The 24,616-nt window shown below is 69.8% G+C and carries 24 protein-coding genes and 1 tRNA gene; 11 read left to right on the top strand and 14 right to left on the bottom strand.

The window, feature by feature from the left end; genetic code table 11:
- Positions 1-18 precede the first annotated feature (18 nt).
- The 5 genes from lspA to C998_RS0101015 all read right to left on the bottom strand — a co-directional run bounded on the left by lspA (position 19) and on the right by C998_RS0101015 (position 6,676).
- Positions 19-516, bottom strand: a complete 498-nt coding sequence (lspA, locus tag C998_RS0101035; RefSeq protein WP_018868984.1) for a signal peptidase II — start codon at positions 514-516, stop codon at positions 19-21.
- Entirely contained in the window at positions 513-3,356 is a 2,844-nt protein-coding gene (gene ileS, locus C998_RS0101030; protein ID WP_018868983.1) for an isoleucine--tRNA ligase, read from the bottom strand. Before ileS ends, lspA begins: the two co-directional genes overlap by 4 nt.
- A 70-nt stretch (positions 3,357-3,426) precedes the next feature.
- Complete coding sequence (gene ribF / locus C998_RS0101025; RefSeq protein ID WP_018868982.1) at positions 3,427-4,416, bottom strand: bifunctional riboflavin kinase/FAD synthetase; 990 nt, start codon at positions 4,414-4,416, stop codon at positions 3,427-3,429.
- Between the two features lie 51 nt (positions 4,417-4,467).
- Entirely contained in the window at positions 4,468-6,027 is a 1,560-nt protein-coding gene (gene murJ / locus C998_RS0101020; protein ID WP_026279418.1) for a murein biosynthesis integral membrane protein MurJ, read from the bottom strand.
- A 118-nt stretch (positions 6,028-6,145) separates the two neighbouring features.
- Complete coding sequence (locus C998_RS0101015; RefSeq protein WP_018868980.1) at positions 6,146-6,676, bottom strand: DsrE family protein; 531 nt, start codon at positions 6,674-6,676, stop codon at positions 6,146-6,148.
- A 230-nt stretch (positions 6,677-6,906) separates the two neighbouring features.
- Here C998_RS0101015 and rpsT point away from each other — a divergent pair, with 230 nt between their 5' ends.
- Positions 6,907-7,173: a 30S ribosomal protein S20 gene (rpsT, locus tag C998_RS0101010; protein ID WP_026279417.1), complete on the top strand. Its 267-nt coding sequence runs from the start codon at positions 6,907-6,909 to the stop codon at positions 7,171-7,173.
- A 103-nt stretch (positions 7,174-7,276) separates the two neighbouring features.
- On the opposite strand, the gene proB is transcribed toward rpsT, so the two are convergent.
- From proB to rplU, 4 genes are all read right to left on the bottom strand, one after another.
- Positions 7,277-8,395: a glutamate 5-kinase gene (gene proB, locus C998_RS0101005; protein WP_018868978.1), complete on the bottom strand. Its 1,119-nt coding sequence runs from the start codon at positions 8,393-8,395 to the stop codon at positions 7,277-7,279.
- On the bottom strand, positions 8,392-9,441 hold the full coding sequence (cgtA, locus tag C998_RS0101000; RefSeq protein ID WP_018868977.1) for an Obg family GTPase CgtA: 1,050 nt from the start codon (positions 9,439-9,441) through the stop codon (positions 8,392-8,394). Before cgtA ends, proB begins: the two co-directional genes overlap by 4 nt.
- 81 nt (positions 9,442-9,522) lie before the next feature.
- Positions 9,523-9,783, bottom strand: coding sequence for a 50S ribosomal protein L27 (rpmA, locus tag C998_RS0100995; RefSeq protein ID WP_018868976.1), 261 nt, complete (start codon positions 9,781-9,783; stop codon positions 9,523-9,525).
- Between the two features lie 34 nt (positions 9,784-9,817).
- A complete protein-coding gene (gene rplU, locus C998_RS0100990; protein ID WP_018868975.1) occupies positions 9,818-10,129 on the bottom strand; it encodes a 50S ribosomal protein L21 in 312 nt (103 codons plus the stop codon).
- A 232-nt stretch (positions 10,130-10,361) separates the two neighbouring features.
- Here rplU and ispB point away from each other — a divergent pair, with 232 nt between their 5' ends.
- The 7 genes from ispB (at position 10,362) to recG (ending at position 17,230) form a co-directional block, all read left to right on the top strand.
- A complete protein-coding gene (gene ispB / locus C998_RS0100985) occupies positions 10,362-11,330 on the top strand; it encodes an octaprenyl diphosphate synthase (protein WP_026279416.1) in 969 nt (322 codons plus the stop codon).
- 63 nt (positions 11,331-11,393) lie between these two features.
- Positions 11,394-11,470, top strand: a tRNA-Pro gene (locus C998_RS0100980).
- Between the two features lie 66 nt (positions 11,471-11,536).
- Positions 11,537-12,187: a guanylate kinase gene (gene gmk / locus C998_RS0100975; RefSeq protein ID WP_026279415.1), complete on the top strand. Its 651-nt coding sequence runs from the start codon at positions 11,537-11,539 to the stop codon at positions 12,185-12,187.
- 40 nt (positions 12,188-12,227) lie between these two features.
- Positions 12,228-12,503 (top strand): DNA-directed RNA polymerase subunit omega, encoded by a 276-nt coding sequence (rpoZ, locus tag C998_RS0100970; RefSeq protein ID WP_018868973.1) that lies wholly within the window; start codon positions 12,228-12,230, stop codon positions 12,501-12,503.
- Positions 12,504-12,512: 9 nt separating this feature from the next.
- Positions 12,513-14,699, top strand: coding sequence for a bifunctional GTP diphosphokinase/guanosine-3',5'-bis pyrophosphate 3'-pyrophosphohydrolase (gene spoT / locus C998_RS0100965; RefSeq protein ID WP_018868972.1), 2,187 nt, complete (start codon positions 12,513-12,515; stop codon positions 14,697-14,699).
- A gap of 52 nt (positions 14,700-14,751) precedes the next feature.
- Positions 14,752-15,141: a RidA family protein gene (locus C998_RS0100960; RefSeq protein WP_018868971.1), complete on the top strand. Its 390-nt coding sequence runs from the start codon at positions 14,752-14,754 to the stop codon at positions 15,139-15,141.
- 25 nt (positions 15,142-15,166) lie between these two features.
- On the top strand, positions 15,167-17,230 hold the full coding sequence (recG, locus tag C998_RS0100955) for an ATP-dependent DNA helicase RecG (protein ID WP_018868970.1): 2,064 nt from the start codon (positions 15,167-15,169) through the stop codon (positions 17,228-17,230).
- A gap of 27 nt (positions 17,231-17,257) precedes the next feature.
- Here recG and C998_RS0100950 read toward each other — a convergent pair whose 3' ends face one another.
- From C998_RS0100950 to C998_RS0100935, 4 genes are all read right to left on the bottom strand, one after another.
- On the bottom strand, positions 17,258-18,961 hold the full coding sequence (locus tag C998_RS0100950; RefSeq protein ID WP_018868969.1) for an alpha/beta-hydrolase family protein: 1,704 nt from the start codon (positions 18,959-18,961) through the stop codon (positions 17,258-17,260).
- Between the two features lie 6 nt (positions 18,962-18,967).
- On the bottom strand, positions 18,968-19,870 hold the full coding sequence (locus tag C998_RS0100945; protein ID WP_018868968.1) for a lysophospholipid acyltransferase family protein: 903 nt from the start codon (positions 19,868-19,870) through the stop codon (positions 18,968-18,970).
- Entirely contained in the window at positions 19,863-20,675 is an 813-nt protein-coding gene (locus C998_RS0100940; RefSeq protein WP_018868967.1) for a tRNA 2-thiocytidine(32) synthetase TtcA, read from the bottom strand. Before C998_RS0100940 ends, C998_RS0100945 begins: the two co-directional genes overlap by 8 nt.
- Before the next feature lie 115 nt (positions 20,676-20,790).
- The gene (locus tag C998_RS0100935) at positions 20,791-21,054 is read right to left on the bottom strand and encodes a HigA family addiction module antitoxin (RefSeq protein ID WP_018868966.1); all 264 of its coding nucleotides are present in this window, start codon (positions 21,052-21,054) and stop codon (positions 20,791-20,793) included.
- A 351-nt stretch (positions 21,055-21,405) separates the two neighbouring features.
- Between C998_RS0100935 and C998_RS0100930 the strand changes: the two genes are divergently transcribed.
- Genes C998_RS0100930 through dtd form a run of 3 tightly spaced genes read left to right on the top strand, consistent with a single transcriptional unit; the run spans position 21,406 to position 23,247 of the window.
- Entirely contained in the window at positions 21,406-21,765 is a 360-nt protein-coding gene (locus C998_RS0100930) for a hypothetical protein (protein ID WP_026279414.1), read from the top strand.
- A 52-nt stretch (positions 21,766-21,817) separates the two neighbouring features.
- Complete coding sequence (pip, locus tag C998_RS0100925) at positions 21,818-22,801, top strand: prolyl aminopeptidase (RefSeq protein ID WP_018868964.1); 984 nt, start codon at positions 21,818-21,820, stop codon at positions 22,799-22,801.
- Positions 22,798-23,247, top strand: coding sequence for a D-aminoacyl-tRNA deacylase (gene dtd / locus C998_RS0100920; protein ID WP_018868963.1), 450 nt, complete (start codon positions 22,798-22,800; stop codon positions 23,245-23,247). The genes pip and dtd overlap by 4 nt, the downstream gene beginning before the upstream one ends.
- Positions 23,248-23,260: 13 nt before the next feature.
- Here dtd and odhB read toward each other — a convergent pair whose 3' ends face one another.
- Positions 23,261-24,595 (bottom strand): 2-oxoglutarate dehydrogenase complex dihydrolipoyllysine-residue succinyltransferase, encoded by a 1,335-nt coding sequence (gene odhB, locus C998_RS0100915; protein WP_018868962.1) that lies wholly within the window; start codon positions 24,593-24,595, stop codon positions 23,261-23,263.
- Positions 24,596-24,616: the final 21 nt, after the last annotated feature.

Below are 24,616 nucleotides of genomic sequence, written 5' to 3'. Positions count from 1 at the left end.
TTGCGGACGCGGGGCGGGTCAGTCGCGGCGGGTGGCCTCGCCTTCGGTAAAGGCGGCAACGATCAGCAGCACCGCGCCCACGGTGATCGCCATGTCGGCGACGTTGAATGCGGGCCAGTGATAACCGGCCCAGTGGAAATCGAGAAAATCCACCACCTTGCCGATGCGCAGGCGGTCCACCAGGTTGCCGATGGCCCCGCCCACGATCAGCCCCAGCGAGGCGATGGTCAGCGACGCATTGCGCGGCAGACGCGCCAGCCAGACGGTGATCAGCACCCCGGCGGCGATCGCGATCCCGGACAACAGCCAGCGGCCCCAGCCGCCGGCATCGGCCAGCAGGCTGAAGGCCGCCCCCGGGTTGTACAGCAGGGTGAAGTTGAAGAACGGGGCCACTTCCACCGAGGCGAACTGGGTGAGCGCGCGCTCGGCCCAGAACTTGGTGATCTGGTCGAGGACCAGCACCACCGCGGCCAGGGCGAGCCCCGGCGCCAGTCCGGAACGCCCCGGCAGCCTCACGCGAACCGCCGGGTCTCGCCCGGCCCTTCCACGTTGGTCACGCAGCGCCCGCACAGCTCGGGATGCGCCGGGTTCTCGCCCACGTCGGGGCGCAGGTGCCAGCAGCGCACGCACTTGGCGTGTTCACTGCGGTGCACCACCACGCCGATCGCGGTGCCGTCCTCCAGGGTCGCTGCATGCGCCTCGGCCGGGGCGGGCTCGCTACTCAGGCGCACCTCCGAGGTAATGAACACGAAGCGCAGTTCGTCACCCAGGCGCTCCAGCGGGCCGCGCACCGGAGCATCGGCGGGTACGTGCAGGTCGATCTCGGCGGTCAGCGAGGCACCGATGCGCTGCTCGTTGCGGGCGGTCTCCAGCGCGCGCGCGGCGTGTGTGCGCATCTCGAGGATGCGGTCCCAGTCGGTGTTACTGAACGCGGCGTCGTCCGGCAGCGGGGCCAGGCCCTCGTACCAGGTGGCGAACAGCACCGAGTCGGCGCGCTCGCCCGGCAGCAGCTCCCAGATCTCCTCGGCGGTGAAGGTCAGGATCGGCGCGATCCACCGGGTCAGGGCCTCGGCCACGTGGTACAGCGCGGTCTGCGCGGAACGCCGCGCGTGCGAATCCCCCGGCGTGGTGTACTGGCGGTCCTTGATCACGTCGAGGTAGAAGCTGCCCAGCTCCACCGAGCAGAAATTGTGCACCCTCTGGTAGATCGGGTGGAACAGGAACTCGTCGTACGAGCGGGTGACCTGTTCCTGCACCTGCAGCGCGCGCGCCACGATCCAGCGGTCCAGCGGCAGCAGCTCGTCCAGCGGCACCGCGTGCTGCTGCGGATCGAAGCCGCTGAGGTTGCCGAGCAGGAAGCGCATGGTGTTGCGGATGCGCCGGTAGGCGTCGGCGGTGCGCTCGAGGATGTTGTCGGAGATCGCCATCTCGCCGGCGAAGTCGGTCGCGGCCACCCACAGGCGCAGGATGTCCGCCCCCAGGGTGGAGACGACTTCCTGCGGCGCGACGACATTGCCGCGCGACTTCGACATCTTCTCGCCGTTCTCGTCCACGGTGAAGCCGTGGGTCAGCACCCCGCGGTAGGGCGCCTCGCCGCGCATGGCCACGCTGGTCAGCAGGCTGGACTGGAACCAGCCACGGTGCTGGTCGGAACCCTCGAGGAACAGATCCGCCGGCAGGCCACCCAGCTCGGGGCGCTTCTCCACCACCGTGCTGTGCAGCACGCCGGAATCGAACCACACGTCCAGGGTATCGGTGAGCTTGACGTAGTCGGCGGCTTCCTCGCCGAGGAATTCTTCGGGGTCCAGGCTGAACCAGGCCTCGATGCCCTGCTCCTCGATGCGCCGGGCGACCCGCTCGGTGAGCTCCGGGGTGCGCGGGTGCACGCGCCCGGTTTTGCGGTTGAGGAAAAACGGGATGGGCACGCCCCAGTGGCGCTGACGCGAGATGCACCAGTCGGGCCGGTTGGCCACCATGCCGCGGATGCGCGCCTCGCCCCAGTCGGGCATCCAGCGCGTCGCGCCGATCGCGCGCAGGGCATCGGCGCGCAGTTCCGCGCGGTCCATGCTGATGAACCACTGCGGCGTGGCGCGGAAGATGATGGGGGTCTTGTGCCGCCAGCAGTGGGGGTAGCTGTGGTGCAGCTTGCGCGCCACGATCAGCGCGGCCTTCTCGTGCAGCACGTCGATCACGTGGCCGTTGGCCTGGTGCACGTTCTGCCCGGCGAAATACGGCGTGCCCTCCACGAACACCCCGTCGGGGCCCACCGGGTTGTCCACCGGCAGGTTGTACTGCAGGCCCACGGCGTAGTCGTCCTGGCCGTGGCCGGGGGCGGTATGCACGCAGCCGGTACCGGCCTCGGTGGTCACGTGGTCGCCGAGGATCAGCGGCACTTCGCGCTCGAGGAACGGGTGCTGCAGCATCAGGCCTTCCAGCGCGGCACCCTTCACACGGGCCAGCACACGGCCTTCGCCCAGATCGTAGCGACCCAGGCAGTCCTCCAGCAGCTCTTCCGCCAGCAGCAGGCGCTCGTGTTCCAGTTCCACCAGCGCGTAATCCAGCTCGGGGTGCACGGCCACCGCCTGGTTGGCCGGCAGGGTCCACGGCGTGGTGGTCCAGATCACCACGCTCACCGGGCCGTCGGCATCCGCACCGGAGAAACGCCGCACCAGATCCACGTCGTCCACCACGCGGAAGCGCACGTCGATCGCCTGCGAGATCTTGTCCTCGTACTCCACCTCGGCTTCGGCCAGCGCGGAGCCGCAGTCCACGCACCAGTGCACCGGCTTCTCGCCCATCTGCACATGGCCGCGTTCGTAGATGCGCGCCAGCGCGCGCACGGTATCCGCCTCGACCTGGTAGTCCATGGTCAGGTACGGGTGGTCCCAGTCGCCCAGCACGCCCAGGCGCTGGAAGTCGGCCGACTGACCGGCCACCTGTTCCGCGGCGTAGGCCCGGCAGGCCTCGCGGAACTGGGCCGCGTCCACCTCGTGGCCGGGCTTGCCGATGTTGTGCTCCACCTGCAGCTCGATCGGCAGGCCGTGGCAGTCCCAGCCGGGCACGTACGGGGCATCGAAACCCGCCAGCGTGCGGCTCTTGACGATGATGTCCTTGAGGATCTTGTTGACCGCGTGCCCCACGTGGATGGAGCCGTTGGCGTACGGCGGGCCGTCGGCCAGCACGAAGCGCGGCCGTCCGGCGCAGTGCTCGCGCAAGCGGCGGTAACGATCCTCCGCGCGCCACTGCTCCAGCCATTCCGGCTCGCGCTTTGCCAGGTTCGCCCGCATGGGGAACGCGGTCTGCGGCAGGTTGAGCGTATCCTTGTAGGGATTCGGCGGTGCCTGTTTCTTGGCCATGGCTCTTCCGGATGGGCCCCGCAGGGCCGGTTGCTGTGGAGTTGGAGGAATTCGGCGATCTGGACCGGTGTCAGCAGACGGTACGGGGCACGCGGCCCGGTTCGTCGCCCGCCAGGCATTCACGCGCCGTGTCGGCGTCCCGCGCGATCTGCGCCTTGAGGGCATCCAGCCCGTCGAAGCGCTGTTCGCCGCGAACCAGCGCGCGCGGTTCGAACGCCACGCGCGCGCCGTAGAGTTCGGGGGCGGCGTCCAGCACATGGATCTCCAGGCGCTGTTCGGTGCCCTGCACCGTGGGCCGCCAGCCGATGTTCGCCACTGTGGCCAGCGGCTCGCCGCCCGCGCCGTGCAGCCAGCCGGCATACACCCCGCGCAGCGCCAGCGGCCAGCGCCCGAGGCGCACGTTGGCCGTGGGGAAGCCGATGGTGCGCCCCAGGCGGTCGCCATGCGCCACCCGCCCGTGCAGCCGGTACGGCCGTCCCAGCAGCCGCGCCACCTCGTCGAAGCCGCCCTCGCGCGCGGCGGCGCGCACCCGGGTGCTGCTGATGCGCCCGTCGGCATCGCTGACCGTGGGCGTGGACTCCACGCTGAAGCCCAGCCGCTCCCCTTCGGCACGCATCAGCGCGCTGTCGCCCTCGCGCCCGCGGCCGAAGCGGAAGTCGTCGCCCACCAGCACGTGGCGCGCGCCCAGCCGCCGGTACAGGACCTCCTCTAGGAAGTCGCGCGCCGGCAACCCCGCCAGGCGGGCATCGAAGCGCAGCACCCAGGCGGCGTCCAGTCCGCGGCCGTCCAGCGCCACCAGACGGTCGCGCAGGCGCTGCAGCCGGCCGGGCGGCGTGGGCGCTCCGGCGTGCTCGGCGAAATATTCGCGCGGCAGCGGTTCGAAGGTCATCAGCACCGACGGGGCGGCGTGCTCGCGCGCGGCCGCCAGCAGGCGGTCCACCACCGCCTGATGCCCGCGGTGCAGACCGTCGAAGTTGCCGATGGTCACCACGGCGCCACGCACCGCGGCCAGCCCGGAATCCGCACCGTCGGACCTGCCCAGCCCTCGAATCAGCCGCATTGCCCCGTATCCAGGAAAAACGGCAAGTATAACCCGGCGTGCCCCGCGAGATCAGGCCTCGCGCAACAGGAAATGCCGCGGACGCAGGCCGGCCAGCCACAGGGTCACCCCGAGACTGGCCACCCCGGCGGCGATCAGCCCGGTCAGCGCCGTCCCGCGCTCGGGGATGGACCAGTCCGTCCACGCGTCCAGCGCCGGCGACAGCACCACCAGCACCGCCACCATCACCGCCAGGGCCGCGGGCAGCCCGTAGCGCAGCCGCCACAGGGCCGGCCCGGGGCGGTAGACCCCCTCGCGCACCAGCCCGCGATACAGCAGCCCGGCGTTGATGTAGGCCGAGGCCGAGGTCGCCAGCGCCAGCCCGGCATGCGCCCCGGGGACCCCGGACAGATACCACGGCAGCACGAACAGGCCGTTGAGCAGCATGTTCCACAGCATGGCGATGATTGCGATGCGCACCGGGGTCTTCGTGTCCTGGCGGGCGAAGAAGCCCGGCGCCAGCACCTTGATCAGGATGAAGCCCGGAAGCCCCAGCGAATAGGCGGCCAGCGCCAGTGCGGTCATGTGGGTGTCGTGCGGGGTGAACTCCTGATACTGGATCAGCGTCGCGAGGATCGGCACCGCCAGCACCACCAGCCCGGCCATCGCCGGCAGGGCCACCAGCATCGCCAGGCGCAGGGCCCAGTCCAGGGTGCGGCCGAAGGCCTCGGGCCGCTCCTCGTTGAACTGCTTCGCCAGGCGCGGAAGGATCACCGTGCCGATGGCGATGCCGAACAGCGCCAGCGGCAGCTCGACGAAGCGATCGCCGAAATACAGCCAGGAGATCGACCCGGCCACCAGGAACGACGCGATCAGGGTGTCCACCAGCAGGTTGATCTGCACCACCGAGGTCCCGAGGATCGCCGGCAGCATCAGCTTGACGATCCGGCGCACCCCCTCGTGCGCCCGGCGGAAACGCGGCCGCGGCAGCAGCCCCGCGCGCCACAGGAACGGGATCTGGAAGGCCAGCTGCAGCGCCCCGGCGATGAACACGCCCCAGGCCAGCGCGACCACCGGCTCGGCAAACATCGGCGCCAGCCACAGCGCCGCGGCGATCAGCGCGAGGTTGAGAAATACCGGGGTGAAGGCCGGCACCGCGAAGCGCCCGATGCTGTTGAGAATGCCCGCCGCCATCGCGGTCAGCGAGATGAACAGCAGGTACGGGAAGGTGATCCGCAGCATGTCCGCCGCCAGGTCCTGGCGCCCTGACTCCTGCGCCAGCCCGGGGGCGAAGATCCAGATCAGGGCCGGGGCCGCGAGGATGCCCAGCAGCGTAACGACGGCCACCGCGCCCAGCAGCGCCCCGGCGGTATGGTCCAGCAGATCGCGCAGGGCCTCGCGCCCGCGCTTCTCGCGGAATTCGGCAAACACCGGGACGAAGGCCTGGTTGAAGGCCCCCTCGGCGAACAGCCGGCGCAGGAAATTGGGGATGCGGAAGGCGACGAAGAAGGCGTCGGTGGCCGCGCTGGCCCCGAAGGTCACCGCCAGCACCATGTCGCGCAGATAGCCCATGATCCGCGAGATCATGGTCATGCCGCTGACCACAGCGGTGGATCGGAACAGTCGGTTCATGCGGAAGCCGGCACCACACAGACAATGAGCGGACCGGAGTGTAACCGACTCGCCCGTCGCCAGGCCCGGCGACGGCTGCCCCGGAGAACCGCGGGCAGCCGTCAGGAGGAAGGGAGGATTACTCGATCTTCAGGTAGGCGAAGTCTTCGTCGTTCTGCAGCTCGGTCAGGCGCACCACGCCGGAGGGCACCAGCTCGATATCCACGCCATCCATCAAATCCTCTTCCGGAAGGCCGATGTCACCGCGGGTGATGTCGCACAGCTCCAGCTGCACGTCATAGGTATTGGCCAGGGAACGCAGGCGGCTCTGCAGCCGTTCGCGCTCCTCCAGCAGCTCTTCGTCGGCCTCGAACGGGGTGTCCTCGAGGTTGTCCTCGGTGAGGAACCGGATGCCGTGCGAGACGAACACGATCCGCACATCCGCCTCGATGAACTCGCGCTCGTAGTGGGTGACCATGTTGTTGATGCTGGTGAGCATTGCCGAGAAGCGCCGCGGATCGGCGAAATCGGCGTGGTAGGCGACCTTGGCCTCGGGCTCGAAGGCGCGCGCCTGCTGCGGGACCAGGACCAGGCTGGCGGCAAACAGGGCCAGCAGCACCAGCACGAAGCCGGGGACCAGGGCGTTGTTGCGGGCGGCGGGGTATTTCATCTCCATGCTCCTTTTTATGTTGTGGTGCCTGCAATGTAGACGCACGGGCTCCGGGATTCCATTCCGGGGCGCCCGGGCCCGGCTCGCCTGCAAGCAGGCTCCCACAGCATTGCACGACCGCGCCCGTAGGAGCCTGCTTGCAGGCGAAGGCGAGCTTGACCCCGACCGGAGCCCCGAGTATGCTTTGTCGCCTTTCAGAGAACCCGGCGAATCACGCGAGGGATAGAGTTTTGGCGAATATTGCTTCTGCCCGTAAACGGGCCCGTCAGTCCATGAAGAACCGCGCCCACAACATGGCGCTGCGGTCGCGTTTCCGTACGTACATGAAGGCGGTCCTCAAGCCGCTGCGTCAGGGAGACGTCGAGGCTGCCCGCGAGGCGTATCGCCAGGCGGTCCCGATCATCGACAAGACCGCGAACAAGGGCCTGATCCACAAGAACAAGGCGGCCCGGCACAAGAGCCGCCTGAACCAGCGGATCCGCGCCCTGCAGGCGTAAGACCCTCGGGCCTGCGGGCCCGGCCGGCAGCCTGAAGACCGAACGGGCCCGCCCCTGTGCACAGGGGCGGGCCCGTTTGCGTGCGCATGTCGTGCGCGTGTCGCTACAGCAGGACCATGTTGTCGCGGTGCACCAGCTCCGGCTCGAACTGATAGCCCAGCTCCGCCTCGATCTGATCGGCGCGCAGACCGCGGATGCGCTCCACCTCGGCCGCCGAGTAGTTGACCAGTCCACGCGCAACCCCGGAGCCATCCGGGGCCACGCAGGTCACCACCTCGCCGCGGCGGAATTCCCCCTCGACCCGCGCCACGCCCACCGCCAGCAGGCTGCGGCCGGATTCGCGCAGCACCCGCGCGGCACCCTCGTCCAGATGCAGCACACCGCGCGAGTGCAGCTGGTCGGCGATCCAGCGCTTGCGCGCGGCCAGCGGCTCGCGGTCCGGCTGCAGCCAGGTCCCCACGTCTTCGCCGGCCAGGACCCGCGCCATCACGCGCTCCTCGCGCCCCGAGGCGATCACGGTATGAGTACCGGAACGCGCGGCACGCTCCGCGGCGTACAGCTTGGTGGCCATGCCGCCGCGTCCCAGCCGCCCGAACTCCGGGGCCACGAACTGCTGCAGCGTCACATCCGAGGCGCGGCCTTCGGCGATCCGCCGGGCCTGCGGGTCACGCCGCGGATCGGCGTCGAACAGGCCCTCCTGATCGGTCAGGATCAGCAACAGATCGGCCACCACCAGGTTGGCGACCAGTGCCGCCAGGGTGTCGTTGTCGCCCAGCCGGATCTCCTCGTAGGCCACGGTGTCGTTCTCGTTGACCACCGGGATGGTGCCGAGGGTCAGCAGGGCCTGCATGGTCGAACGCGCATTCAGGTAGCGCTCGCGGTCGGCCAGGTCGTCATGCGTCAGCAGGACCTGGGCGGCGTGCAGCCCGTGCGCCGCGAATTCCTGCTCGTAGGCCTGCACCAGCCCCATCTGACCGACCGCGGCCGAGGCCTGCAGCTGATGCAGCTGGTGCGGCCGCTCGCTCATGCCCAGGCGATACATGCCTTCGGCCACCGCCCCGCTGGACACCAGGATCACCTCCAGCCCCTGCTCCCGGAGTTCGGCCATCTGCCGGGCCCAGGCCTGCAGGGCCGGGCGGTCGAGGCCGGTGCCATCGGCGGTGATCAGCGCGCTGCCGATCTTCACCACCACGCGCCGCGCCTGCGGCAGGGCGCGGCTCATGCTTCGCCCTCCGGCTCGCCCTCCGCCGGGTCGAGGCGCCGGCGCTCGACTTCGCGCATCACGGCCTGCAGCAGACCGTCCACGCCGTCGCCGGTGGCGGCGGAGATGCGGTACTGCGGCACGTCGCCGCCGGGCGCCGCCTGCATGCGCTCGCCCAGCGCGTCCAGCGCCTCCGCGTCCAGCAGCTCGCACTTGTTGAGCACCAGCCAGCGCGGACGCCCCGCCAGTTCCTCGCTGTGCCGCTGCAGCTCGGTGAGCGCGGTCTGCATGTCGGCAACCGGGTCCGCCTCGGGATCCGGCGGAGCCACGTCCACCAGGTGCAGCAGCAGCTCGGTGCGCCCCAGGTGCTTGAGGAAGCGGGTGCCCAGCCCGGCACCCTCGGCCGCGCCCTCGATCAGTCCCGGTATATCGGCCATCACGAAGCTCTGCTCGGGCCCCACGCTGACCACGCCCAGTTGCGGATAAAGCGTGGTGAACGGGTAGTCGGCCACCCGCGGACGCGCGGCCGACGCGCGCGACAGCAGGGTCGACTTGCCGGCATTCGGCAGCCCCAGCAGCCCCACGTCGGCCAGCACCCGCAGCTCCAGCTGCAGGCGCCGCTGCTCGCCCGGCGTGCCCGGCTTGCTCTGGCGCGGGGCCTGGTTGGTGGAGCTCTTGTAGCGGGTGTTGCCGAGGCCGTGATAGCCGCCCTGGGCGACCAGCAGACGCTGGCCGTCGGCAATAATGTCCCCCAGCAGCTCGTCGGTCTCCGCATCACGCACCACGGTGCCCACCGGCACCGCGATCTCGAGATCTTCGCCGGACGCGCCGGTGCGGTTCTGTCCCATGCCGTTTTTCCCGCGCGGGGCGTCGAAACGCTTCTGGTAGCGGAAGTCGGCCAGGGTGTTCAGGCGCTCGGTCCCGACCAGCCACACCGAACCCCCGTCCCCGCCGTCGCCGCCATCCGGCCCGCCGAAGGGGATGTACTTCTCGCGGCGGAAGCTCACGCAGCCATTACCGCCATCGCCGGCCCTGACCACGATGTTCGCCTCGTCGATGAACTGCATCCTTCGCCTCCGGAGGGGATAGAAACAAAAAAAGCCCCGCAGAACGGGGCTTTACGGCGATCCGGACTGCGGACGGCCGGATTACTGCTGCGGCTGGACCGTCACGAAACGGCGGTTGAAACGACCGCCCTTCTTGAACACGACCTCGCCATCCACCTTGGCGAACAGCGTGTAGTCCTTGCCGCAACCCACGTTCTCGCCGGGATGATACTGCGTACCGCGCTGACGGACGAGGATGTTCCCGGCGCTCACGGTCTGGCCGCCAAACCGCTTGACGCCAAGGCGTTTACTCTCGGAATCGCGCCCGTTCTTGGAACTGCCGCCTGCCTTCTTGTGTGCCATGTTCTCGTTCTCCCGAGTACTGTCGTGCCGCAGCTCAGCCGGCGATGCCGGTGATGCGCACGGTGGTGTAGTGCTGCCGGTGGCCCGCCTGCTTCATGCTGTGCTTGCGGCGCCGGAATTTGATGATGCGGACCTTGTCGCCGCGGCCGTGGTCCTCGACTTTGGCGCTGACCTTGCCGCCATCGACCACCGGGGCCCCGACGCGGACATCGTCACCCGCACCCACCATCAGCACCTGGTCGAAATCGACCTCGGAACCGACTTCGGCGTCGAGCTTTTCGATGCGGATCACGTCACCTTCGGCGACGCGGTACTGTTTACCACCTGTTGCGATGATCGCGTACATTTCCCTGGGACTCCGTTGCGATGACCTGTATGGACCAGGTGCTGATGACTGGTCTCGCGAAAGGGCGGCAATGCTAGCAGCACCCCCGCCGGGGGTCAACGTTTCGACCACCCGTATTGCTTGACACCCCGCCACCCCCTTTCTAGCATGCCGGGCTCTTCATTTGCTGGAGGCGGCGCGCGCGTGCGGGCCTGCCGAAACCGACCCCACCCTCACCGGCCTGCCGAACCGCATGTCCATAGACGCCATCCGAGAGCTCGCTGCCGACGACATGCAGGCAGTCGACGCCTGCATCCGCGACCGGCTCAGCTCCCCCGTGGTGCTGATCAACCAGCTCGGACACTACATCATCCACAGTGGCGGCAAGCGACTGCGGCCGTTGCTGGCGACCCTGTCGGCCCGGGCCTGCGGTTACGAGGGCGACAAGCACGTCACCCTGGCGGCGCTGGTGGAGTTCATCCACACCGCGACCCTGCTGCACGACGACGTGGTGGATGCCTCGGAGATGCGCCGCGGCAACGAGACCGCGAACCACATCTTCGGCAACGAGGCCGCCGTGCTGGTGGGTGACTTCCTCTACACCCGCGCCTTCGAGATGATGGTCGAGATCGACTCGATGCGGGTGATGGAGATCCTGTCGCGCGCGACCAACGTGATCGCCGAAGGCGAAGTGATGCAGCTGATGAACTGCCACGACGCGGATGTCGACGAGGCGCGCTACATGGACGTGATCCAGTCGAAGACCGCCAAGCTGTTCGAGGCGGCCTGCCAGATCGGCGGCATCCTGGCGCAACGCGACGCCGCCGACGAGGCCGCACTGGCACGCTACGGCATGCACCTGGGCACCGCGTTCCAGCTGATCGACGACGTGCTCGACTATTCGGCCGACCCCGAGGTGACCGGCAAGCAGCTGGGCGACGATCTCGCCGAGGGCAAGCCGACCCTGCCGCTGATCCACGTGCTGCGCGAGGGCAACGACGCCGAAAAGGCCGTGGTGCGCCGGGCGATCGAACAGGGCGGGCGCGAGGAAACCGACGCGGTGATCGCGGCGATGCACTCCACCGGCGCTCTGGATTACGCCCGGGCGCGGGCGGAGGCCGAAACCGACGCGGCCATCGACGCCATCGCCGGGCTGCCGGACAACCCCCACCGCCGCGCGCTGGCGGACATCGCCCGCTTCGCCGTGGGCCGCGATCACTGACACCGCGTTCACCCGGGGCATGGACAACTCCGGATCAACACGGCACAATACTCAGCTCAGCGTCGGAGTGTAGCTCAGCTTGGTAGAGCACTGCCTTCGGGAGGCAGGGGTCGAAGGTTCGAATCCTTTCACTCCGACCATTTCCCGATTTCTTCGGTCGGGCGGTGCATCCGGCACCGCCCGGTCCTCCTTCGGCGGACGCCAGCATGACCGTTTCTTCCCGGCCCGCACGTGGCACGCTGTACATCGTTTCCGCACCCTCCGGTGCCGGCAAGACCAGCCTGGTCGGCGCACTGCTGGACAGCGTCGAGGACGTCGAGGTCTCGGTCTCGCATACCACGCGTCAGCCGCGCCCGGGCGAGGTCGACGGCGTCGACTACCACTTCGTCTCGGCGGAGACCTTCCTCGGCATGATCGAGGACGGCAAGCTGCTGGAGCACGCCAAGGTATTCGACAACTTCTACGGGACCGCACTGGCCAGCGTGAACGAACGCCTGGACGCCGGTTTCGACGTGATCCTGGAGATCGACTGGCAGGGCGCCCGGCAGGTCCGCGCCGCGGTGCCGGACTGCCGCTCGATCTTCATCCTGCCGCCTTCGCGCACCGAACTGGAACGTCGGCTGCGCGGCCGTGGTCAGGATAGTGAGGAGGTGATCGAACGCCGCCTGCGTGATGCCGAGTCGGACTGCACGCATTACCGCGAATACGACTACACCGTGGTCAACGCGGAGTTCGATCAGGCCCTGCGGGATCTTGCCAGCATCTTCCGCTCCAACCGGCTGCGTACGGTGGAGCAGGAGATCCGCTCGGCGGAGACCCTGAACAACCTGCTGGCTGGCGCCCGTGCGCCGGCCTGAACCGTTCAACCTTTTTGCACGCAACATCCGGAGCTAGCCCATGGCCCGCATAACTGTCGAGGACTGCCTCGAAAAAGTCGACAACCGGTTCGAGCTGGTGATGATGGCCGCCCGTCGCGCCCGGCACATCGCCCACGGCAAGGAACCCCGGGTCCCCGAGAACAACGACAAGCCGACGGTCATCGCCCTGCGCGAGATCGCCGCCAGCGAGGTCGGGGCCGAGGTGTTCGACGAACACGACGAGCGGCCGCAGAACCAGATGCTGGATTTCTCCACGATCCGGCACCTGGAACAGCTCGAAGCCGACGAACGGTAGGTGGAGCCCATGGCCGCTGGGCTGTCCGCGCCCGGGGCCGTCTCCTCGGCTCCTTCGGGCTCCGCACGTTTCCTGATCAGCGACCTGTGCGCTGAGCTCGAGGCGTATCTGGAGCCGGAGCAGGTCGAGGAGGTCTATCGCGCTTACCTGTTCGGCGCCGAGGCCCACGACGGCCAGACGCGCAAGACCGGCGAGCCGTACATCTACCATCCCCTGGCCGTGGCCCGCACCATGGCCGAGATGCGCATGGACCACCGCGCGATCTGCGCGGCCATCCTCCACGACGTGATGGAGGACACCCCCACCAGCAAGGACCGCATCCACGCCGAGTTCGGCGAGGAGGTCGCGGAGCTGGTCGACGGGGTCTCCAAGCTGACCCACCTGCAGTTCCAGTCGAAGGCCGAGGCGCAGGCGGAGAACTTCCGCAAGATGATGCTGGCGATCACCCGCGACATCCGGGTGATCCTGGTCAAGCTGGCCGACCGCCTGCACAACATGCGCACCCTGGGCGTGATGCGCCCGGACAAGAAACGCCGCATCGCCAACGAGACCCTGGAAATCTACGCCCCCATCGCCCAGCGCCTGGGGATGAACGCGATGCGCCGCGAGCTGGAGCACCTCGGGTTCACCGCCAAGCATCCGTGGCGCGCGGCGGTGCTGGAGAAGGCCATGCGCGAAGCCCGCGGCAACCGCCGCGAGCCGATGCGCAACATCGAGCAGGCGATCTGCTCGCGCATGGAGGCCGCGGGCATCGAGGGCCGCATCACCGGGCGCGAGAAATCGCTCTACAGCATCTACCGCAAGATGCTGTCCAAGCGAAACACCTTCGAGGACGTCTTCGACGTCTTCGCGATCCGCATCGTGGTCGACAGCATGGACACCTGCTATCGCTCGCTGGGGGTCGTGCACAACCTGTACAAGCCGGTGCCGGGGCGCTTCAAGGACTACATCGCGATCCCCAAATCCAACGGCTATCAGTCGCTGCACACCGTGCTTTTCGGCCCGCACGGCATCCCCATCGAGATCCAGATCCGCACCACCGAGATGGACCGCGTGGCGGAGAGCGGCATCGCCGCGCACTGGCAGTACAAGGCCGGCGGCGAACTGGCGCAGACCGCGCAGAGCCGCGCACGCGAATGGCTCAAGGACGTCCTCGAGATCCAGAACAGCGTGGGCAACTCCATCGAGTTCCTGGAGAACGTCAAGGTCGACCTGTTCCCCGACGAGGTCTACACCTTCACCCCGGGGGGCGACATCCTGGTGCTGCCGCGCAATGCCACGCCCATCGATTTCGCCTACGCGGTGCATTCGGACGTGGGCAACCGCTGCGTGGCGGCCAAGATCGACCGTCAGCTGGCGCCGCTGTCCAGTCGCCTGCAGAGCGGCCAGACGGTGGAGATCGTGACGGCGGAGGGCGCCCGGCCCAACCCGGCCTGGCTGTCCTTCGTGGTCACCGGCAAGGCCCGCAGCGGCATCCGTCACTGCCTGAAGTCGATGCAGACCGACGAGGCCCGCGCCCTTGGCCGGCGGCTGCTGGAAAAGGCCCTGTCCGCGCTGGACTCCAGCCTGGCGCGGGTCTCGCCGGCGCAGCTGGATCAGCTGCTGGACGCCATGCAGCTGCGGGATCTGGACGCCCTGCTGGCCGAGATCGGCCTGGGCAACCGCATGGCCGGGCTGGTGGCCCGCCAGCTGACGGGCCTGGAGACCGCCGAAACCGCGGAAGTCGAGGGCGAGACCGGCGGCGACGAGACCCCGACCCTGGCCATCCGCGGGACCGAGGGCATGGTCCTGAATTACGGGCGCTGCTGCTATCCCATCCCGGGCGACCCGATCGTGGGCCAGCTGAGTGCCGGACGCGGGCTGGTGATCCATCGCGAGAACTGCCGCAACCTGCACGAAGGCCGCGAGCGCCCCGATCGCACCATCGACCTCCAGTGGTCGCACGAGCCGGGCCTGCAGTTCACTGCCGCAATCCGCACCCGCACCGCCAACCGTCGCGGGGCACTGGCGGAGATGGCCGCGAACATCGCCGATCAGGGCTCCAACATCGAGCACATCTCGTTCAACGAGCAGGACGGGCATTCCACCGCGATGACCTTCCTGCTGACGGTGCGCGACCGCCGGCACCTGGCGCAGATCATGCGCATGCTGCGGCGCCTGCCCGACGTCCTGAAGATCTCCCGCCCGCGCGGCTGATGCGGTAAGGTGCCGGTCGCACAGTTATGGCGCACAGCAATCAGGAGACCTCATGTCCCGCGAAGTGATCCAGACCGAAACCGCCCCGGCCGCCATCGGCCCCTACTCGCAGGCGGTGCGTACCGGCGACACCCTGTACCTGTCGGGCCAGATCCCGCTGGACCCGGCCACCATGGAACTGGTGGACGGAAGCATCGAGGCCCAGATCCGCCGGGTGTTCGACAACCTCGCCGCGGTGCTGGAAGCCGCCGGCGCCGGGCTGGGCGACATCGCCAAGCTCAACATCTACCTCACCGATCTGACCCATTTCCCGCTGGTCAACGAGCTGATGAGCGAATACTTCGGCGAGCCCTACCCCGCGCGCGCGGCCATCGGCGTGGCCGCCCTGCCCAAGGGTGCCCAGGTGGAGATGGACGCCATCGCCTGGTGCCCGCGGGGCTGAGGCCCCGCGCCCCGGAGCACTGCAGATGGACCTGCAGGCCCCGCTGACCGAACTCACCGGCGTGGGACCGCGCCAGGCCGAGCGCCTGGCGCGGCTGGGCCTGCATGTCTGCGGCGACCTGCTGTTCCACCTGCCGCTGCGCTTCGAGGACCGCACCCGCATCACCCCGCTGGACCGTCTGCGCCCGGGCCGCGCCGCCCTGTTCGAAGGCGTGGTCGAGCGCAGCGAGGTGGTGATCCGCCGCCGGCGCATGCTGGTGGTCACCCTGGGGGACGGTCAGGGCCTCATTACCCTGCGCTTCTTTCACTTCGGCAACGCGCAGCAGAAACGCCTGGCGACCGGGACCCGGGTCCGCGCCTTCGGCGAACCACGGGGCGTGCCCGGGGCGCTGGAATGCGTGCACCCGGAGACCGAGATCGTCGATCCGGACGCCCCGCCGGCGCTGGAACAACGCCTGACCCCGGTCTATCCGGTCACCGACGGCGTGTCGCAGCCGCTGCTGCGCAAGCTGGTGCGCCAGGCCCTGCCCGGTATCCGGCAGCTGCCCGATCTCCTGCCGGAACTGGAGCGTGACGGCCTGCCGCCGCTGCAGCAGGCCGTGCAGGACCTCCACCAGCCGCCCCCCGACGCGCAGACCGCGACGCTGGAGCCCGGCATCGACGGGCGCTCGGCCGCGCAGACCCGGCTTGCGCTGGAGGAACTGGTCGCGCACCAGCTCGCCCGCCTGCAGCATGCCCGTTCCGAACCCGACGAACACGCCCCGGCGCTGGATCCGCCCGGCGATCTGTGGGAACGCCTGCATGCCGGACTGCCGTTCCCGCTGACCGGGGCCCAGCAGCGCGTGATCGGCGAGATCCGCGCGGATCTCGCCCGCCAGCAGCCGATGAACCGCCTGCTGCAGGGCGACGTGGGCTCGGGCAAGACGCTGGTGGCGGTGGCCGCGGCGCTGGCCGCGGTGGAGGCCGGCTACCAGGTCGCGTTCATGGCTCCTACCGAGCTGCTGGCGCGCCAGCACGCGCGCAACCTGGCCGCCTGGCTGGAGCCGATGGGGATCCGCATCGCCTGGCTGGGGGGACGCCAGGGGCGCAGCGAACGTGGCCAGCTACTGAACGAACTGGCCAGCGGGGCGCGCCCGGTGGCCGTGGGCACCCATGCGCTGTTCCAGGAGGACGTGCATTTCCATCGCCTCGGTCTGGCGGTGGTGGACGAGCAGCACCGCTTCGGCGTGCATCAGCGCATGGCGCTGCGCGAGAAGGGCAACGGCCACACCCCGCACCAGCTGATCATGACCGCCACGCCCATCCCGCGCACCCTGGCGATGACCCTGTACGCAGGGCTGGAGACCTCGATCATCGACGAACGCCCGCCGGGGCGCACGCCGGTGCGCACCGCGCTGATCAGCCACGAACGCCGCGACGAGGTGATCGAGCGCATCCGCGTGGCCTGCGGCGACGGCACTCAGGCCTACTGGGTGTGCCCGCTGGTGGAGGACTCGGAGCAGCTCGAGGCCGAATCCGCCGAGGCCACCCGCGAGCGCCTGGCCGAGGCCCTGCCGGGGCTGCGCATCGGGCTGGCACACGGCCGCATGAAGGGCGGCGAGCGCGATCAGGTGATGGAGGGGTTCCGTCGCGGTGAAGTCGATCTGCTGGTGGCGACCACGGTGATCGAGGTCGGCGTGGACGTGCCCAACGCCAGCCTGATGGTCATCGAGAATGCCGAGCGCATGGGCCTGTCGCAGCTGCACCAGCTGCGCGGGCGCGTGGGGCGCGGCAATGCCGCCAGCGCCTGCGTGCTGCTGTACCGCCCGCCGCTGGGCGACACCGCGCGCGAGCGCCTGGAGGCGATGCGGCGCACCGACGACGGCTTCGAGATCGCCGAGGTCGACCTGCGGCTGCGCGGCCCGGGCGAACTGCTGGGCACCCGCCAGACCGGCGACCGCAGCTTCCGCGTGGCCGACTGGTCGCGCGACCAGGACCTGCTGCCGCGCGCCACCCGCATCGCCGAGGGGCTGCTGCAGGATCCGCCACGCGGCGGCGCGCTGATCGAGCGCTGGCTGGGGGATGCGACCCGCTACGGCCAGGTCGGCTGACGCCGCACCGCGGGCTCAGCCTCCGGCTCAACCACCACCCAGGTGGTCCTTCAGCCGCTGCAGCTCGTCTTCCGACCAGCCTTCGGGATCCGTCACGTGGCGCCAGGCGTAGACATAGTGTTCCGGGGCATACACATGGCCGTAGCCCACCGGGGCATCATCCGCGGCGGCCACGTCGATCGCCAGCTGCAGCATGGTCACCACCGGGTACCATTGCAGCTTGTCGGTCACGTCCGGGCCACGCGGTTCTTCCATCCACTCGGGCTGGCGGTAGAAGGCCTCGGGCTCGAAGAAGGTGACGGGGTCGCTGGCATACTGCAGGTACACGATGCGCATGGCCCCCCATTCGGCACCGGGGATCTCCAGGTGCGGATCCTGGTTGGTGAAACGCACGATGGAGCTGTCGCGAAAACGCGGCAGCCACGCGGGCGAGTCCGGCTCGCGCTGCGCGGTGATCTCGCGCCAGGCCTCGGACCGGAACGGCGGCCCGCTCCACAGCGCACCGGAGAACGGATCGCCGACGATGTCGTACAGATCCGCGGCGCGCTCGGAATTCAGCGCCCCCAGGCTCAGGCCGTGGAGATACAGCTCGGGACGCTCGTCGGGCGGCAGCTCGCGCCAGTGGCCATAGACTTCCGCAAAGACCGCCTGCGCGGTCTCCAGACCGTAGGACGACTCGGACATCAGCGACAGCCAGCTCGGCAGATAGGAGTACTGCACCGCCACCGAAGCGACATCCCCGCGATGCAGGTACTCCGCCGCCTGCATCGCGTCGCGATCCACCCAGCCGCGCCCGGTGGGCGTGACCAGCACCAGCACCGAGCGGTCGAAGGCATCGGTGCGCTTGAGCTCATCCAGCGCCAGGCGGGCCCGCTCCTCGATGGTCTCCGCCGCGTTCAGCCCGACATAGACCCGCAGCGGTGCCGGGGTCGGCCGGTCGAAGAACTCGCTCATCTCGCCGCTGGTGGGGGTGAAACCGACGTACCGCCGACCGTGCTGGCCGAGGTCCTCCCAGCCGATCAGCGATGCCTCGCTGCCCGACAGCAGCGGGTCGCCCGGGTGCTCCACGTCCGCTTCCATGCGCACGTCGAACTGCTGAAAGGTCCGGTCGGCCGTGCGCAGGCCGTATTCCAGCAGCACGCCGTCGATCACCGCCCAGAACAGCGACAGCGCGACGATGACGCCGGTCACGTTGGCCAGCCGCCGCGGAATGAAACGGCGCAGACGCACGGCCACGAAGCGGAAACTGAGCAGGAACAGCCGCCCCACCGCCAGCGCTGCCGCAAACACCGCCAGGCCGATCATCCCGGTGCGGAACGGATGCGCGCTGTCCACCGGGTCCAGCTCCATCAGCTCGCGGATGGAGTTCTGCCACTGGGCCGCCTGCATCAGGAACGCGACCGCGATGATCGCGCACAGCACGGCGGCGACGCTGACCATGATCCGGTGCACCCGCTCGCCGGCCTCCGGCAGCTCGAGGTAGGCCCACAGCCAGTGCAGGAAGACCCCGAGCAGATAGCCCGCCGACAGGGAGATCCCGGACAGGATGCCCTGCATCTCCCAGGTGCGCGGGATCAGGCTGGGCGACAGCGACGCGGCGAAGAACAGCGTGCCCAGCAACAGCCCGGGCACCGACAGCGAGGCCGCCAGACGCCGCGCCCAGCCCGGCGCCAGCCAGCGGGGCAACGGGATGCGGGCGGCCAGACGGGCCACGGAATCGGGGAACGACATCACGCGTCAGCGGCGGGCGTACACCGACGGCTGTCCCGGCGGTGGTGGGTGGAAGCGCTTGTAGGCCCAGTTGTACTGCTCCGGGCAGCGCCGCACCAGGTCCTCGACGATGCGGTTGATCGCCGCGGCCGCGCGCGCGGGATCCGGGTCCCGCACCCCGGGCCCGGCCTCGATCTCGTGGTAGCGAAAGCCGCGCCCGCGCGGCAGGCGTTCGGCGAACAGGAACACCACGTGGTCGTCGCGCCCGCGCAGCAGGCGCGGCAGCAGGGTCATGGTCAGGGCCTGGCGGCCGAAGAACGGCGCGTGCACGCCCGAGGCCCCCTTCGGGCTCTGGTCGGGCAGCACGCCGATGATCTCGCCGGCATCGCGGGCCTTCTGCAGGATGCGCAGCCCGGAGCGGTCGGCCGGCGCCAGTTTCGCCCCGGTGGCGGCGCGCGCCTCGCGCACCCAGCGGTCGATCTCGGGGGTGGCGAGCGGACTGTAGAGCGAGGCCATCGGCCCGTGCATCGCCGCGTGCAGGCCTGCGAATTCCCAGGACCCCAGATGCGGCGTGGCCAGGAACAGCGCCCGCCCGGGGGCGCGCTGCTGCAATCGTGTATAGCGCGGCGGCGCCTCCGCCAGCGCCGCCAGGCGCTCGGGCGAGGCCCGCCACAGCCAGGGCGATTCGGTCAGCGAACGCGCCATGGCCTGCAGCGAACGCCGCGCGGTGCGCCGGTGCCAGGCCGGGTCCATGTCCGGGAAACACAGCGCCAGATTGATGCGCGTGAGCCGCGCCGAACGCGTGGGCAGCAGCCAGACCAGGGTGCCGAGCAGCCCGCCCAGCGCGTGATTGACCCGCAGCGGCAGGCGCCCCAGCACCCGCAGGACCATGCCGATCAGGCGGTCGCGCAGCTGCCGCCGCTCAGCCATCGGCCGGCTCCCCGCGGGGCACCGGTTCCGCGGACCGCGGCCCGTTTGAAGCGGCGGGGGCCTCGTCCGGCCCCGGAATCCCGCCCTCGGTCATCAGCGGGCGCAGGGTGGTGCGCAGGTTGCGGAACAGTTCGCCGAACTCGCCCTCCTCGCGCGCCAGCAGCGCCTTCATGTGCTCGCGCCGGGTGGGCATGGAGAAGCAGGCCGGGCAGTTGTCGAGGATCACCGGCAATCCGGCCGCCTCGGCAAAGTCGCGGGTCTGGCGCTCGCGCACGTAGACCAGCGGTCGGATCACGCGCAGGTCGCCGGCGTCGATGCGGTAATGGGCCTTCATGGTGCGCAGCTGACCACCGTGGAAGGCACTCATCAGGAAGCTCTCGGCGAGGTCGTCCAGGTGCTGGCCCAGCGCCAGCACGTTGTAGCCGTGCTCGCGCGCGGTGCGATACATCAGGCCGCGTTTCATGCGCGAGCAGAAGGAACAGAACGAGTCGTTATCCATGTGCTCGCCGGCCAGCTCGGCGATCGGCTCGGAGACGAAGTGATACGGGATCCCGTAGCCGCCGAGGTAGTCCTGCAGGCGCTCCGGGTCGAAGCCGTCGATCTCCGGGTCGATGGTCACCGCACCCACCTCGAAATGCACCGGCGCGCGACGCGCCAGCTCGTGCAGCAGCCACAGCAGGGTCAGTGAGTCCTTGCCACCGGACAGACCGACCAGCACGCGGTCGCCGTCACGGATCATGTCGAACTCGCGAATCGCCTGACCGGCCAGACGGCGGATGGAGCGGGGTACGGACGGTGTTTCCATCCCCGCAACATAGGGACGGGGCGCGGCCCGCGCAAGCCCCGGCGCCGACCGCGAGGGGATGCACCGGCGGGGGGCATTCCTTCGATTGGGGTGGTCCCGGTCCGGCCGGCGCTGCCTACGCGGCCATGTGGCGGCGCGCCTCCTCCAGGTCATACGTATTCTGCAGTCGCAGCCAGTAGCCCTCGGTGGTGCCGAAGTAGCACGACAGGCGCAGGTCGGTCTCCGCAGTTATGCCGCGGCGCCCCAGAGTGATGTCACCGATGCGCGTGGCCGGAACGCCGATCGCGTCGGCCAGGGCCCGTTTGGTCAGGCCGGCGGGCACCATGAAGTCCTCCCACAGGATCTCCCCCGGGTGCACATTGGGCAGTTTGTCGGTCATGGTCCCGCCTCCTCGAAGCTCCTGGTTACCGACCAGTGTAACGAATACCGTTCGCCTGCCGGCAGGCTCCCGCGGGCACCGCAGGAGCGGCCTTGGCCGCGAACTCCCACCACCTTGCGGTCAGCATGCCTCTGCGGCCCCGGATGCACGCGTGGGCCCGACATGGACACCGGCGCCGACCGCGAGGGGATGCACCGGGGCGGTGCGGTTGCCCTTGAGCGCGCGGGCTCCTGCACCAGCTCGATTCACCCACGCGATCGGTCACGGACACCCGGGCGCCGTGGACGGGAGGGATCGCCGTGGCACCGGGGTTGCATGGGGACCGGGACGGACACCGCGCGGAACTTCGACATGTACGACCGCAAGACCCTGACCCTCGCCGGCGAGCTCAAGCGTGCCCTGCGCAGCGAGTTCCCGGCGGTGGGTCGCCTCTCGTTCGCCGATCCGGATTTCATGGAGGTGCTGCTGGACTATGCCGGCCGCAGCCGCTCGAGCATGGTGCAGGCGGCGGCGATGACCCTGCGGGGGCATCTGAGCGCCCCGGCGGCATCCCGATCCGAGGCCGATGCGGACGCCGACAACGCGCGGGAAGAAGGTTCGGCCGCGGAGCCGGGGGAGACACCGGACACCCCGGGTACAACCGATGCCGCCGAACCCGCGAAGAAGAAGGGTCGCCGGGTCTATCGCGGGAAGGTGATCGACGACGACTGACAGCCGCGCCGTTTTTGGCCAGACTTGGGACTCGTGTAATTCGAGGCCTGCCATGGACGCGCTCTACCCCCCGACCGAACCCCATACCACCGGCACCCTGGAGGTTGGCGACGGCCACCGCCTGTACTACGAGGAATGCGGCAACCCGGAGGGCATTCCGGCGGTGTTCCTGCACGGCGGCCCCGGCTCCGGCTGCGAACCGTGGCACCGGCGGTTCTTTGATCCGGCGCGCTATCGCATCGTGCTGTTCGACCAGCGCGGCTGCGGCCGCTCCACCCCGCACGCCAGCCTGGAGGCGAACACCACCTGGCACGCGGTAGCCGACATCGAAAGGCTGCGCGAGGAACTGGGGATCGAGCGCTGGGTGGTGTTCGGCGGGTCCTGGGGCTCCACCCTGGGTCTGGCCTATGCGCAGACCCAGCCCGGCCGGGTGCTGGGCCTGGTGCTGCGCGGGATCTTCCTGTGCCGGCCGCGCGACATCCAGTGGTTCTACCAGTCGGGGGCCGACCGCCTGTTCCCCGAGGCCTGGGCGGCCTATCGCGACCACATCCCTGCGGAGGAACGCGACGACCTGGTGGCGGCCTATCATCGGCGCCTGACCGACCCGGACCCGGCGGTGCGCGAGGCGGCCGCGCAGGCGTGGTCGGCCTGGGAGGGACATGCCTCCTGCCTGATCCCCAACGACGACGTGATCGACCACTTCGAGGATCCGGAGGTGGCCCTGAGCCTGGCGCGCATCGAGTGTCACTACTTCAGCCACGACACCTTTCTGGAACCGGACCAGCTGCTGCGCGACGCCGGGCGCCTGCGCGACATCCCTGGATTCATCGTGCACGGGCGCTACGACGTGGTGTGCCCGGTGGAGCAGGCGGTGACGCTCGCCGAGGTCTGGCCCGAGGCGGATCTGCAGATCGTCCCGGATGCCGGGCATTCGGCCGCCGAGCCGGGGATCGCGCGGGCGCTGGTCGCCGCCACCGATCGCCTGACCCACCTGGCGGGCGGGCTGGAGCCGGGCAGTGGCAGGGCGCGGACATGATCAGCCTGATCCAGCGGGTCAGCCGGGCGCGGGTGGAGGTCGCCGGGGAGATCACCGGCGAGATTGGCACCGGGCTGCTGGCGCTGGTGGGGGTGGAACCGGACGACGACGAATCGGCAGTCGAGCGCATGCTCGACCGCCTGCTGGGCTATCGCGTGTTCCCGGACGAGGAGGGGCGCATGAACCGCTCGCTGGGGGAGACCGGCGGCGGGCTGCTGCTGGTGCCGCAGTTCACCCTGGCGGCGGATACCGGCAAGGGCATGCGCCCCAGCTTCACCACGGCCGCTCCCCCGGAGCGTGGCGAGGCCCTGTTCCACCACCTGCTGCAGCGGGCGCAGCAGCGCCACGAACCGGTCGCGACCGGGCGCTTCGGCGCCGACATGCAGGTGAGCCTGACCAACGACGGCCCGGTCACGTTCTGGCTGCAGGCCCGGCCCCGGGGCTGAACCGCGTTCGGACTCAGACGTCCAGCACCAGACGCGCCGGGTCCTCGATGGCCTCCTTGATCGCCACCAGGAACTGCACGGCGTCGGCGCCGTCGACCAGGCGGTGGTCGTAGGACAGCGCGACGTACATCATCGGCCGGATCACCACCTCGCCGTCCACCGCCACCGGGCGTTCCTTGATCGCGTGCATGCCGAGGATGGCGCTCTGCGGCGGATTGACGATGGGCGTGGAGAACAGCGAACCGAACACCCCGCCGTTGGTGATGGTGAAGGTGCCGCCGCGCAGCTCGTCGATATCCAGCTTGCCGCTGCCGGCACGCTCGGCGAAGTCGCGGATGCGGCGTTCGATGTCGGCAATGGAGGCGTTGCCGGTATCGCGCAGCACCGGAACCACCAGTCCGCGCGGGGACGACACCGCGATGCCGATGTCGGTGTAGTGGTGGTAGACGATCTCCTCCCCGTCCAGCGCGGCGTTGATCACCGGGAAACGCTGCAGGGCTCGGGTGGCCGCAGCCACGAACAGCCCCATGAAGCCGAGCTTGATGCCGTGGGTCTGCTCGAAGGCATCCTTGTAGCGCCCGCGCAGGGCCATGGCCTGCGACATGTCGATCTCGTTGAAGGTGGTCAGCATCGCAGTGGACTGCTTCGCCTCCAGCAGGCGTTCGGCGATGCGCGCCCGCAGGCGGCTCATAGGTACCCGCTCGGTGCCGCGCTCGCCGGCCGCACGCGGCCCGCCGACGGGCGGTTCCGCGCCAGCGGCAGCCCGCGCGCTGTCGCGTCCGGCGTCGCCGGCCTCCGGGCGACGGGGCGCGTCATCGCCCTGCCCCCCGGCTCCGGAACCGGCCGCCGCCTGTTGCGCGCGTTCCACGTCCTCGCGCTGGATACGGCCATCGGGCCCGGTGCCGCGCACCTGATCCTCGCGCAGGCCGGCCTCCTGCAGCAGGCGGCGTACCGCCGGGCTCGGCGGGGGCGGCGAGCCGGCATCCGCGGCCGGTTCGGACTCGGGGCCTTCGTCCGCTTCGTCAGCCTCGGCCGAGGCGGGGTCGGGTTCGGGCTCGACGTGCTCCCCGGCCGCCGGGGCCTCCTCGGCGGCCTGTGCCGGGGCCGGGCCCAGATGGCCGAGCACGTCATCGGCGTGCACGGTGTCGCCTTCGGCCACGGCCAGGTCGACCAGGGTTCCGTCGGCGGGGGCGTTGACTTCCAGCACGACCTTGTCGGTCTCCAGCTCGGCGATCAGTTCGTCGCGGCGTACGGCATCGCCCGGCTTCCGGTGCAGGGCGATCACCGTGGCGTCGGCCACGGATTCGGGGAGTTGCGGAACCTGGATCGGGGGCTGCTCGGCGGACATCGGGCTTCCTTGTTCGGCGGT

Source organism: Thioalkalivibrio sp. ALgr3, assembly GCF_000377325.1.
GTDB lineage: Bacteria > Pseudomonadota > Gammaproteobacteria > Ectothiorhodospirales > Ectothiorhodospiraceae > Thioalkalivibrio.
This window is presented reverse-complemented; position numbering and strand designations above follow the sequence as displayed.

Coding starts and splice junctions, on each gene's coding strand:
- C998_RS0100960 (WP_018868971.1), top strand. CDS start 14,752: ATGTCCCGCGAAGTGATCCAGACCGAAACCGCCCCGGCCGCCATCGGC.
- dtd (WP_018868963.1), top strand. CDS start 22,798: ATGATCAGCCTGATCCAGCGGGTCAGCCGGGCGCGGGTGGAGGTCGCC.
- pip (WP_018868964.1), top strand. CDS start 21,818: ATGGACGCGCTCTACCCCCCGACCGAACCCCATACCACCGGCACCCTG.
- C998_RS0101015 (WP_018868980.1), bottom strand. CDS start 6,676: ATGAAATACCCCGCCGCCCGCAACAACGCCCTGGTCCCCGGCTTCGTG.
- C998_RS0100940 (WP_018868967.1), bottom strand. CDS start 20,675: ATGGAAACACCGTCCGTACCCCGCTCCATCCGCCGTCTGGCCGGTCAG.
- ileS (WP_018868983.1), bottom strand. CDS start 3,356: ATGGCCAAGAAACAGGCACCGCCGAATCCCTACAAGGATACGCTCAAC.
- proB (WP_018868978.1), bottom strand. CDS start 8,395: ATGAGCCGCGCCCTGCCGCAGGCGCGGCGCGTGGTGGTGAAGATCGGC.
- ribF (WP_018868982.1), bottom strand. CDS start 4,416: ATGCGGCTGATTCGAGGGCTGGGCAGGTCCGACGGTGCGGATTCCGGG.
- C998_RS0100935 (WP_018868966.1), bottom strand. CDS start 21,054: ATGACCGACAAACTGCCCAATGTGCACCCGGGGGAGATCCTGTGGGAG.
- odhB (WP_018868962.1), bottom strand. CDS start 24,595: ATGTCCGCCGAGCAGCCCCCGATCCAGGTTCCGCAACTCCCCGAATCC.
- recG (WP_018868970.1), top strand. CDS start 15,167: ATGGACCTGCAGGCCCCGCTGACCGAACTCACCGGCGTGGGACCGCGC.
- rpmA (WP_018868976.1), bottom strand. CDS start 9,783: ATGGCACACAAGAAGGCAGGCGGCAGTTCCAAGAACGGGCGCGATTCC.
- cgtA (WP_018868977.1), bottom strand. CDS start 9,441: ATGCAGTTCATCGACGAGGCGAACATCGTGGTCAGGGCCGGCGATGGC.
- murJ (WP_026279418.1), bottom strand. CDS start 6,027: ATGAACCGACTGTTCCGATCCACCGCTGTGGTCAGCGGCATGACCATG.
- rpoZ (WP_018868973.1), top strand. CDS start 12,228: ATGGCCCGCATAACTGTCGAGGACTGCCTCGAAAAAGTCGACAACCGG.
- rplU (WP_018868975.1), bottom strand. CDS start 10,129: ATGTACGCGATCATCGCAACAGGTGGTAAACAGTACCGCGTCGCCGAA.
- spoT (WP_018868972.1), top strand. CDS start 12,513: ATGGCCGCTGGGCTGTCCGCGCCCGGGGCCGTCTCCTCGGCTCCTTCG.
- gmk (WP_026279415.1), top strand. CDS start 11,537: ATGACCGTTTCTTCCCGGCCCGCACGTGGCACGCTGTACATCGTTTCC.
- C998_RS0100945 (WP_018868968.1), bottom strand. CDS start 19,870: ATGGCTGAGCGGCGGCAGCTGCGCGACCGCCTGATCGGCATGGTCCTG.
- ispB (WP_026279416.1), top strand. CDS start 10,362: ATGTCCATAGACGCCATCCGAGAGCTCGCTGCCGACGACATGCAGGCA.
- C998_RS0100930 (WP_026279414.1), top strand. CDS start 21,406: ATGTACGACCGCAAGACCCTGACCCTCGCCGGCGAGCTCAAGCGTGCC.
- C998_RS0100950 (WP_018868969.1), bottom strand. CDS start 18,961: ATGTCGTTCCCCGATTCCGTGGCCCGTCTGGCCGCCCGCATCCCGTTG.